Annotated in this window: 10 protein-coding genes; 6 read left to right on the plus strand and 4 right to left on the minus strand. The window is 39.8% G+C overall.

The genetic code is table 11. From position 1 onward, the window contains the following. Positions 1-371: 371 nt before the first annotated feature. Together LRA01S_RS09615 and LRA01S_RS09620 are read right to left on the minus strand one after the other, a co-directional pair. Complete coding sequence (locus LRA01S_RS09615; RefSeq protein ID WP_061775404.1) at positions 372-1,943, minus strand: ATP-binding cassette domain-containing protein; 1,572 nt, start codon at positions 1,941-1,943, stop codon at positions 372-374. Between the two features lie 117 nt (positions 1,944-2,060). Continuing rightward, positions 2,061-2,252: a YjzD family protein gene (locus LRA01S_RS09620; RefSeq protein WP_061775405.1), complete on the minus strand. Its 192-nt coding sequence runs from the start codon at positions 2,250-2,252 to the stop codon at positions 2,061-2,063. 202 nt (positions 2,253-2,454) lie between these two features. On the opposite strand from LRA01S_RS09620, the gene LRA01S_RS09625 reads away from it, so the two are divergent. Then, complete coding sequence (locus LRA01S_RS09625) at positions 2,455-5,577, plus strand: DNA polymerase III subunit alpha (protein ID WP_061775407.1); 3,123 nt, start codon at positions 2,455-2,457, stop codon at positions 5,575-5,577. 77 nt (positions 5,578-5,654) lie between these two features. Here the strand turns inward: LRA01S_RS09625 and trhA are convergent, their stop codons facing one another. After that, entirely contained in the window at positions 5,655-6,296 is a 642-nt protein-coding gene (gene trhA, locus LRA01S_RS09630) for a PAQR family membrane homeostasis protein TrhA (protein WP_082785448.1), read from the minus strand. A gap of 228 nt (positions 6,297-6,524) precedes the next feature. Between trhA and LRA01S_RS09635 the strand changes: the two genes are divergently transcribed. The 4 genes from LRA01S_RS09635 (at position 6,525) to LRA01S_RS09650 (ending at position 9,257) form a co-directional block, all read left to right on the plus strand. Continuing rightward, positions 6,525-7,355 (plus strand): DegV family protein, encoded by an 831-nt coding sequence (locus LRA01S_RS09635; protein WP_061775409.1) that lies wholly within the window; start codon positions 6,525-6,527, stop codon positions 7,353-7,355. A 66-nt stretch (positions 7,356-7,421) separates the two neighbouring features. Next, complete coding sequence (locus LRA01S_RS09640; protein WP_061775410.1) at positions 7,422-8,285, plus strand: SGNH/GDSL hydrolase family protein; 864 nt, start codon at positions 7,422-7,424, stop codon at positions 8,283-8,285. Continuing rightward, on the plus strand, positions 8,275-8,847 hold the full coding sequence (locus LRA01S_RS09645; protein WP_061775412.1) for a YpmS family protein: 573 nt from the start codon (positions 8,275-8,277) through the stop codon (positions 8,845-8,847). The genes LRA01S_RS09640 and LRA01S_RS09645 overlap by 11 nt, the downstream gene beginning before the upstream one ends. A 134-nt stretch (positions 8,848-8,981) precedes the next feature. Continuing rightward, complete coding sequence (locus LRA01S_RS09650) at positions 8,982-9,257, plus strand: HU family DNA-binding protein (RefSeq protein WP_003139300.1); 276 nt, start codon at positions 8,982-8,984, stop codon at positions 9,255-9,257. A 190-nt stretch (positions 9,258-9,447) separates the two neighbouring features. On the opposite strand, the gene LRA01S_RS09655 is transcribed toward LRA01S_RS09650, so the two are convergent. Continuing rightward, entirely contained in the window at positions 9,448-9,969 is a 522-nt protein-coding gene (locus LRA01S_RS09655; protein WP_061775414.1) for a DUF4865 family protein, read from the minus strand. Positions 9,970-10,080: 111 nt separating this feature from the next. Between LRA01S_RS09655 and LRA01S_RS09660 the strand changes: the two genes are divergently transcribed. Then, complete coding sequence (locus LRA01S_RS09660) at positions 10,081-10,809, plus strand: LysR family transcriptional regulator (protein ID WP_061775416.1); 729 nt, start codon at positions 10,081-10,083, stop codon at positions 10,807-10,809. The last annotated feature ends 137 nt before the right edge of the window (positions 10,810-10,946 follow it).

Here is a 10,946-nt window from a genome sequence, read left to right on the forward strand (position 1 = left end):
CCTGTAAATCATCTATAGCCTTTTTTTGTATAACTTTTCTAAAAAGTGTGAAGAAGTCGGATTAATCGTAAGAAACAATACGACTTATTACGAAATCCGGCGATTTTACACGAAATCGGTATTGTTTCTGGGAAACAATACGAAAATGGTAAGAAATATGGTGATTCTTTACCAAATTGGAATTGTTTCTGGTAAATAATGCGAAATTGGTAAAAACTGATGATTTCGTAAGAAATTGTCAGAAGTATTGTTACTGTTGAAAAAAATAATTTAAATCAAGTAGAGGAGCCATTCAATACTTGGCGTGTTTGAAGAGGCTAAGATGTATCGTCCTAGCCTCTTTGGATTAGATTATCATTATAATTTGGTGTCTAAAGTTGAATGATTTGGTCTAACAAGTCACGACTTTCATCGTAGAGATGATGGGTGATCATGATGACGGTTAGTGTGGGATTACTTAGGATATTTTGTTCAATTTGAAAAGCTGTCTGTTTGTCAAGGTTAGCTGTACTCTCATCCATGATTAAGATTGGCTTATCACCCATTAATTCACGTGCAATAGAAAGCCGTGCCTTTTGACCACCAGAAAAGTTATCGTCAAAGACAGTTTCCAGCCTATCTCTAGCAAAACTGTCTACCAGACTTGTCTTTAAGGTCTGATCAAAAAGTTGGTCTGGAATATCACGACCAATTTTCAGATTGTCAGATAGACTTTCATGAAAGACATAAGCTTCTTGCCTGATGAGCGCGATGATATCTTGTAAACTTTGAATCGTGACGTCACGGTAGTTGGCTTGCTCGATGAAAATGTCACCCTCATAGTTACGCATATTGCCCATGAGCAAATGCACCAAGGTTGATTTTCCGGAACCTGAATCTCCAACGATAGCAACCTTCTCGCCTTTCTTGATGACAAAATCTGGAAAAGTAAGGGTATGACCATCTTCAAATGGCATGACTAGATTTTTCGTTTCGATCGCTGTTGTAAAATCTTTTACTGGCGCTGTGGACTCCTCAGGTATTGCTTGATGACTATGATATTTATCCATTAATTTGAAAGTCCCTTTGAAGGTGACAATATTGTAGGCAGCACCTCGCGTGTAATTAAATAAACAACTGGTCAGATTGGCGATGGAGAAAATCACACCTGTCGTGACTTCTCCATGGATGATTAAGTAGCCGGTCACGATAAACATCACAACTTGCGCAATGATACTTGCCATCATCGAAATCGAATTGGCGGTCGCAGATAGTCTGGCCAATGTTACTTTGGGATTGATTAAGGCTTTAAAACTATTTAAAATTTGTGTTTTGAAATAATTGCCTTGGTTATTGTGATAGAAAACTTCGAAACCATTGAAGAAATCAGTTGTTTTGCCCAGAGCTTGATTTGAGAAATCTGAAACATCTTGCGTAGCTTTGGCAATTCTCTTTTCAAAAAATTGCGGTGCGAAATAAACAAATGCGGTCATAAAGATAGAAACGACCAGTAAAAGCCAGTGGAAATAAATAATAGCAAAGGCATTTAAAAGAACGGTCACAACACTTTCAACAGCGCCGTAAAACTGGATGAAACCATTGTCATGCAGTAGCGTCATATCGTTTACCAACCAAGAGCTGTAGGTCTCTTTACTATTCGCTTTGACCTGGTCGTAGGGTTTGTGCGTGAGATCGTCTAAAATATCTTCTCGGATTGTGTTGAGCTGATTTTGGATGATTCGTTCTTTGAAAGTATCTTTAGTGGCCTGTAAGAAGCTGTAGATCACCCAACATATAACATCCATGGCTGCCCAAAATAGGAAGGTCTGCCACTTGCCATCAATAATCGCATCAAGAAGCCAAGTCAAGACAAGTGAACTGACCACATTAATACCCGCCCAAAATAGGATGATTACAAATAAAAGGGCATTGTGCCATTTGAATTTTTGTATATAATGAAACATCTTTTTCCTCTCTAAATAAGACAGTTTACGCAAACGCTTTCATTTAATTATATCTTATTTATTTCAAATGTTCAAAGCAAAATATTTTTAGAAAATAAAAAAAATAAACCCAACGGCTTATTTTGAAGTTTTAGCTTCTGGATCTTTTGGAATCGCAATTTTGTCTAGGACAAAAATGAAGACTGCAAAGACAACGGCAATGATTGCGACCAAGTTAGGTTGGAAACTTGTATCGTTGAGTTTACCGATAACAAAGCCAGCAATTTCACTTAAAATCAATGACCAAAATAGAACAACGAAGAATTTCATAACACCATCTGCTTTCTAAAGGGCTTTCTAAAATAGAAAATTAAAATTTTAGATATGTCCTGATATGTTTCTTCTCTCAAAATAAAGTATAATAGAAATAAGGAAATTTTGCAAGAAAAACATCAAAAAATAGTAGCTATCAGGATCTGTGTGAGCATCTTGCTCAACAACCAACAGAACAAAGTTGCAGAAAGGAGTTGTCATGTACGCCCAACTTAATACGAAAACCGTTTTTAGCTTCATGGATGCGACGGTCAAACTCACCGATTACATCACTGCAGCAAAAACGCTCGGCTACCAAACGCTTGGCATTTCGGATGTCGATAATCTCCATGCTGCTCACCAGTTCATCACGCAAGCCAAAGCAGCAGGCATCCAACCAGTCATCGGTTACGAAACGACGCTTTTGTTGGACGGCCTCGCCATCAATTTCACCTTCATCGCCAAAACAAACGCCGGCCTACAAAATCTTTACAGTATTTCGAGTAAGAAAAACTTCGGCTATAATAACTTTTCAGACATTCACAGTCATCTTGGTGACGTTGCCCTGATCCTTCCCGCAGATTCAGCCGTCGACAGCATCCTTACCCATTTGCCCTCAAACGATGTGTTCGTTGGTCTGGCGCAACCAATGGCACAAGGCTTTTTGCGACCGACCATTCCTTTTTTATCGGTTAGGTACCTAAACGCTGGGGATGCAGAGACGCTTGCGATTTTACACCACGTTAAAAATGGCACCAAGTATGATGATAGCTTGACCAGCAACCACTTTGAAAGTTTACGGTCGGAAAGTGAGGTTCGTGCTTTATTTGATCAGCAGAGCCTGAAAAATTTGGATCGGCTGGTTTCAGAAATCAGCTACGATATCGCGCTTGACACACTTGCTCTACCGCGCTTCAATCCTGAAAAACCAGCAGTAGCTGAATTGCGGGAAACTGCCGAAACCTTTTTGAAGGCTAGCAATTTAACTTCAGCGCCTTACCAAACGAGACTGGATCATGAGCTAGGTGTGATTCATGAAATGGGCTTCGATGATTACTTCTTGATCGTCGCAGATGTCATCCGCTATGCACGGTCACAACAGATCTATACAGGGATGGGACGTGGGTCGGCCTTAGGCTCTCTCGTGGCCTACGCCTTGCAAATCACAGGTGTCGATCCGGTTGCCAATAACTTACTCTTTGAGCGCTTCCTCAATCCCGAGCGGGCCAGCCTACCCGATATTGATATCGACATGCCGGATAATCAGCGTGCTGAGATCCTGACCTATGTCAAAAATCGTTACGGTAGTAGTCATGTCGCGCAGATTATGACCTTCTCGACCTTTGGCATGAAACAGAGTTTCCGTGATGTTGCCAAGGTCTTTGGCATGACAGAAGTTGAAATATCGCACGTTTCGAGCATGATTGGCCGTTCGGACAATCTCGCTCAGGAATACGAAAAGAATAACCGCTTCCGCGCTGAAATCATTAACGATTCGCGGCTACAAAAAATCTTTGCCTATGCGCAAAAAATAGAAGGCATGCCACGTCAGAAATCTGTCCATGCCTCAGGTGTTGTTCTTGCGGCACATGACTTGACTGATTATCTGCCCTTAGCACCAGGCGAAACCCTGCCTATCACCCAATTTGAAGCCCATGACGTTGAAGCCATCGGCCTGATCAAGTTTGACTTTCTGAGTATCAAAAACCTGACTTTCATCAATGACATGCGGGATTTAGTTGCGAAAAAGCATGAACAGCAAATCGACATCAGCCAAATTGATCTCAATGACGATGCGACGTTAGAAATTTTCAGAAAGGGTCAGACTTTGGGGATTTTCCAGTTTGAAAACCCTCAGATGATGAATTTTTTGCGCCAATTAAAGCCGACAGAATTTGCGGATGTTGTCGCAGCGACCTCAATTTTCAGACCAGGACCATCAGCCTTCATTCCTGAATTTATCAGACGGCGTCATGGTGAGGAGTCGGTCATCTATCCGGACGACTCGATTGGGGATATTTTAGCACCGACTTATGGCATCATGATTTACCAAGAACAGATCATGCAGGTCGCTCAAGTTTTTGCCGGCTTCTCACTCGGTCGGGCGGATTTACTGAGACGTGCCATTTCTAAAAAACAAGGCAGTGAATTTGAGCAATTAAAAGCAGAATTCATCGCAGGTAGTTTGGAAAAAGGGCACACAACAGAAAAAGCGACTGAGATTTATGAGCTGATCGAACGCTTTGCCAACTACGGTTTTAACCGGTCTCACGCCTTTGGTTATGGTGCTCTAGCCGTTCAGATGACCTATTTCAAGGCACACTATCCAGATGTCTTTTATGAAATCATGTTGCGGGATAGTAAGCGTATCGCTCTACTTAATGATGCACAAAATCTAGGCTTTAAACTCGTACAACCAACGATTAATCGCATGCCCTACTATGATAAATTATCCAAGGGACAGATTTTCTTAGGCCTGCGGGCGATTAAGAGTGTGCCGCGCGATTTAGCCCTTTGGGTCATTGAACATCGGGAATTTTCAGGTCTGCAAGATTTTATTCAGAAATTACCAGACAATTATCGTAAGGAAACGGTGATTAAACCCTTGATTGAAATTGGGGCCTTTGATCATTTTGATTCTAATCGTCGAAAATTAGTTGAAAATCTTAAGAAATTACTGGAGTTTAATTCTGTTTTCCAAACGGATCTCTTTTCGGAAACGGCGACAAATTTAAAATTTGCCTATGTTGACTATGAAGATTACAGCAATGCTGAAAAATATCAGATGGAGTTTGATTTGATGGGGGTGGCAGTCACAGAACATCCTCTGATGCGGCTTGCAAGCGCACGCCAAGGCAATTTCACTGAGGTTAGCCAGCTTACGGCGGGGCAAAAAGCAACGATTCTCGTCCAACTAATGCATTTGAAGACGCATCGCACCAAGAATGGTGCGACCATGGCTTTCTTGAATGTGACGGATACCAAGGATGAGCTCGATGTGACCATGTTTCCGGAAAGCTACCACCATTATCTGGCTGATCTGGAGGTCAATGATTTTTATTTGATCACAGGTAAGGTTTCTGAGCGAAATGATCGCTTACAGTTGGTGGCCGAGCAGCTTGTCAAGGTGGTGGAAACGGATAAGAAACTTTGGTTGGCTATCTTAGACACGACCAAAAATGTCAGAATCGCTCAGATTTTAAGAGAATTTCCGGGTAATTCACCAGTGATCCTCTATAACGAAGCGACGAAAAACACGCAAATGACTGGCATTTACGTGGATGAGTCAGAGCTTTTGTTGAAACGTTTGACGGGATATGTGGATAAAGCGGTTTATCGGTGATTTTCTTCGAACGATAGCAATGCTAAAATATAACCAAAAAGATACGCCTTCTGTCGACTGACTTGGGGCGTATCTTTTTAGATAAATTTATAAACAGAAATCCACATGAGGACGGCAGCTGCCATGACAAATAAATGCCAAACAACATGGGCGTAAGGGAATTTGAGCGAGTAGAAGAAGGCACCACAGGTATAGAGGACACCACCAACAAAGAGTAGCCAAACGCCAGCATGTGGCAGGGCATCCCAGAGCGGTTTCAAGGCAAAGACGATGAGCCAGCCCATGATGACGTATAAGACGGTTGAGAGGCGTGGGACGTGATCCCATTTGGGAAGAAAGACAGATTTGAGGACGACACCGGTGATGGCACAGGCCCAAACAATGCCAAACAAGGTCCAACCTAACCAACTGTTGAGTGTGATCAAACAGTAGGGCGTGTAGGTGCCCGCGATCAAAAGATAAATCGAGGAATGGTCAAATACTTGGAAGACTTGATTGGCCTTTGTGAAAATGAGACTGTGGAACAAGGTGGAGAAGAGAAAGAGTAGGACAAGTGTTGTGCCATAAATGCTGTAGCTGACGATTTCAAGTGCTGAATGGTGGGCAGCACCTTTAAGGATGAGCAAGATCAGTCCTGCGACTGCAAAGCCAAATCCGATGCCGTGTGTGACGGCATTGAAGACTTCGTTAGTAATAATATAGGCTTTAGAATTTTTCAAAAGATACCTTTTTCTATTTGATAAACTAGTGAGTGGTTGGCGCTTAAAAAGCAACATGATAATGTGAGAAATTTTACTCAAAATTTGATATAATAATTTAAGAAGCAGTTTAAATCTTACTATCTAGTTTTGATAACTACTTCATCTCAAGTATAACATAATTTTTGAGATTACTAGAGAATAATTTTTTATTTTTTAGTAATTTTCGACAGAAAAGAGTTTTTGACAATGACGATAAAAATTGTGACGGATTCGACGATTACAGTTGAACCAGAACTGATTGAAAAATATGGGATTACGATTGTCCCCTTAGCGATATTGATTGATGGTGTGCTTTATCAAGATACTGATTTATCAGCGGCCCAATTCATGTCAAAAATGAAGGTCAGTAAAAATCTCCCTAAAACATCTCAACCACCTGTTGGCGTGTTCTCGGAAGTTTATGATCAATTAGCAGAAGATGGTAGCCAAATCATCAGTATCCATTTGACTAAGGCTTTGTCTGGTACAGTAGAAGCGGCGCGTCAAGGTGCCATGCTCTCAAACGCTGATGTAACGGTGATTGACAGTGACTTTATCGACCAAGGCTTGAAGTTCCAAGTCATCGAAGCTGCTAAATTGGCAGCAGAGGGCGCAACAAAAGAAGAGATTCTGGCAGCAATTGAGAAAACGAAAAAAAATACAGAACTCTTTATCGGGATTGCAAACCTTGATAATTTGGTTAAGGGTGGTCGTGTCAATCGCGTGACGGGTGTTCTAAGTGGCCTTTTGAACATTAAAGTGGTCATGGAGCTAGTCGACACATCGTTAGAACCGATGTTAAAAGGACGCGGTAATAAGACTTTCCAAAAATGGTTAGATGAGTTTGCGGACAAAATTACAGGTCGTCAAATTAAAGAGATTGGTATTTCACATGCTGAAAATATTCCGTTTTCTGAGTTGATGCGAGATAAGCTTCAGCCTTTTGTTGATAAAAAAATTCCAATCCTAGATACCAACTCGACAGTTGCGACACACACAGGTCCAGGCGCTTGGGCGCTGATGATTGAGTTTGAATAAGGTAGAAATGAGTTGTCTTATCCTGCCAGTTAACAGGTCGTGCACAAAAGCGTAATAGGAAGTTATATGAAAGAAAACAAATACAAAGGGCGTGTACGCCGTTGGCTGATTGAGATTGTCGTCTTCGTGGTGGCAATTTTTGCCATCTTTACAGTCATTAGTCATTTTTTAATTCGACCTGCAGGATCTGAACTTTCTAACAAGGATTTGAAATCTGCCCTGACTCAGAAACGTCTGAATTATGTGGCAATCGGCGATTCATTGACAGAAGGGGTTGGGGATCAAACCAATCAAGGTGGCTTTATCCCGCTGCTATCTAATGCCATTAGTGAAATCTCTGATGTGAATGTTGTGTCGCAAAATTTCGGCGTCGCCGGCAATACCTCGACTCAAATTTATAAACGCATGACCAAGGAAAAGAAGATACAATCGGCGATTAAGAAGGCTGATGTGATTACAATTACTGTCGGTGGCAATGATGTCATGAAAGTGATCCGGACACAGCTCACGAATTTGACGGAGAATTCATTTGAGAAGCCTGCCCAAACCTACCAAAAGCAGCTGACTGAAATCTTTGATTTCATCCGAGACAATAATCCGAATGCGCAAGTGTATGTTTTGGGTATCTATAATCCCTTTTATCTCAATTTCCCTGATATCACGGAGATGCAAGATATCATCAACCATTGGAACCAAACAACACAGGAGACGATTGCTCAGCAAAAGCAGATGTACTTTGTCCCGATTAATGACCTGCTTTACCAAGGGGTGAATGGTAGTAAAGGTGTGACAACTAGCGATGGTGAGGTCCAAACGATAACCAACAACGCCCTGTTTGAGGAAGACCATTTTCATCCTAATAATATCGGCTATCAGATCATGAGTGACGCAGTGGCTGAAGCCTACAAGGAGCATCATAATGAAAAATAATTACTGGAAGTACCTTTTTTTACTGATACTCGCCATTAATATCGCATTTGTTGCGGTCGTTGGCTTTCAAGTGACCAAACACCGAGATCAAAAAGTCTTGGATAAGGTGAGTGTCATTAAAGGCGTCAACAAGGTCGCAGAGATTTCAACCAATACTGAGCAACTGAATACTTTGATTAATAAATATTTAGGCGACTTTCAAGATAATAAAATGTCTTATAAGTTTTATCTCTCGGATAAAGCCGTCCTGGAAGGTTCTTATAAATTGTTTGGGAAAGATATTCCCTTGTATGTTTATTTTGAACCCTATGCTCTAAATGATGGATCAGTGAATCTGAAAGTGACTAGTATTTCTATCGGCACCTTGAGCCTACCTGCTAAGACCGTTTTAAACTATGTCAAAGGGGCTTATGACTTACCGAAATTTGTCACCATTAACTCAGAGAAACAAGAAGTTTTAATCGATTTACCGCAAGTTGCCCTGGCTAAGGATACTTTTTTACAGGCCAATAAGCTTGACTTGAAAAATGATAAATTCGTCTTTAATCTCATGCAAAAATAGCCAAAAAGTAATTTTTATGTAAAAATACCCTTAAAAAGCGCTAGAAATAGCGTTTTTACTTGCTTTAATGGCGGTTACTTGCTATAATAAAGTTTGCCTAAGGGTAAAAATAATTATTGGAGGACATTTTTAAAATGGCTAACAAACAAGAATTGATCGCAAAAGTTGCAGAATCTGCAGATTTGACTAAAAAAGACGCTGAAAAAGCAGTAAACGCTGTTTTCGCTTCAGTTTCTGAATTCCTTGCAAAAGGTGAAAAAGTTCAACTTATCGGTTTCGGTACTTTCGAAACTCGTGAACGTGCAGCTCGTGAAGGTCGTAACCCACAAACTGGAGACTCAATCAAAATCGCAGCAACAACTGTTCCTGCATTCAAAGCTGGTAAAGCTTTGAAAGACGCTGTTAAATAATTCAGTGTTCAAAATATAGCAATCACAGGCTTCTGTGGTTGTTTTTTTGTCGGCTAGAACTTGGAGGGGACAAAAGGAACATAAAAATGACTTTCTTTATGAAAAGTCATTCCTTGAATTGATTAGATTTTTTGTCGTGCTTTTTGTATCAAAAGTTAAATTGATATGATACGAGAGCATAACGTGACATCTAGCCTTTAGAAAGATGTAAAATCTCAAAGCATCTAAGCTCAGTTTGGGGCTTCGTGAGATAAAAAGTAAAGCTTACTTTCTGCCACTTATCGGGATTATAGATGACTAACTTCCCAGTTTCATTATCAGTTAATTGTTCCTGAATTTCAAAGTTTTTTAAAGTGTCAGTGGGTAAAATATCTTGCGCTACCTCGGTTACAAATTTACTTTGAATAAAATCGTCACCTAGTTCAATCGTCGAAGTCACGCCGATTTCAATATGTTGCCAACCAAATGAGGATAAAATATTATCAAAATAACCGTCAAAAATAAATCGAGACATACCGTCAGAATTTTTCCAAATATAAAGTGGACTATAACTATTATAAAGCTCACCTTTCTGTTTTTCTGAAATTAAGAAGAGCTTAAATAAGAGGTCTGGGAATCCATCCATTAAGTGACCTGTTTTGCTTACCCTGTCTCTAATGATTGTCATATCATAGTCAGTTGGTAAGGTGATGTCACATCGCATTGCTTGCATGGTTGTTCTCCTTTTATGTTATAGCCCTATTATAGTAGATAAACCAAATGTTGGATAATACCAAATCGTGATATACTAATAATAAAAAGAGATAGGCAGAAATGAGACAATATGAATTTCAATGATTTAAATATCTTCATCAATATTTATGAGACAGGTTCCTTAAATCAAAGTGCAGTGAATCTAGGCTATGCACAATCCAATTTGACAGCTCGGTTGAAGAATTTGGAAAGTGAGATGTGTACCAGACTTTTCATCCGTAAATATAACGGTATAGTGCCAACAAGAAGTGGAGACAAGCTATACCATTTTGCTAAAGAGACACTTCAAAATTTAGAAATCACGCAAAAAGAATTGATCTCTCAAGGCAAGTCAATCTTGATTTCTGAATTACTTTTAAACTATGACCTTAATCAGGAACAAGTGATTGATATTGCAAGGGATAGTGTGACCATAAAAAAGACGAAAGATATTCCGATAGAATCTGTTAGAAATCATTATGATGCCATTTATAGCTTTCAAAAGATTGTCAATTTGAGAGGGTATAAAGAAGATAAGAAAGTTTTAGAGGCATTCTATCTTTCTTCTGCTAGCCATGACTATCCTGATAACCACCAATTTTTCGTTAATTGTGATAAAAATTGCCCCTTCAGGCAAAAGACACTTAAAGAATTTTCTGATACTAAAAACATAATTGAACTTGATTCATTTGAAAATATCATTAACTACGTGGAGAGTGGTAAAGGTGTTGCATTGTTACCTGAATACTTATTAAAAACAAAGAAATTGCAGAAATGGGATGAGGTAAAGAGAGAAGTATCCTATTATTTGTATGAATAATAAAAGCCTGATCGTGATTTTGGGGTGTTGATAGCACTATTTTATATTATACGAGTTGTTCGATGTTGCCTTTTTTGTTGTCAATGAAACAGAGCTAAAACTAGAAGACGCAAACCGTACAGGGTTAATACAATAAA

Origin of the sequence: Pseudolactococcus raffinolactis NBRC 100932 (assembly GCF_001591765.1) — a bacterium.
Lineage (GTDB): Bacteria > Bacillota > Bacilli > Lactobacillales > Streptococcaceae > Pseudolactococcus > Pseudolactococcus raffinolactis.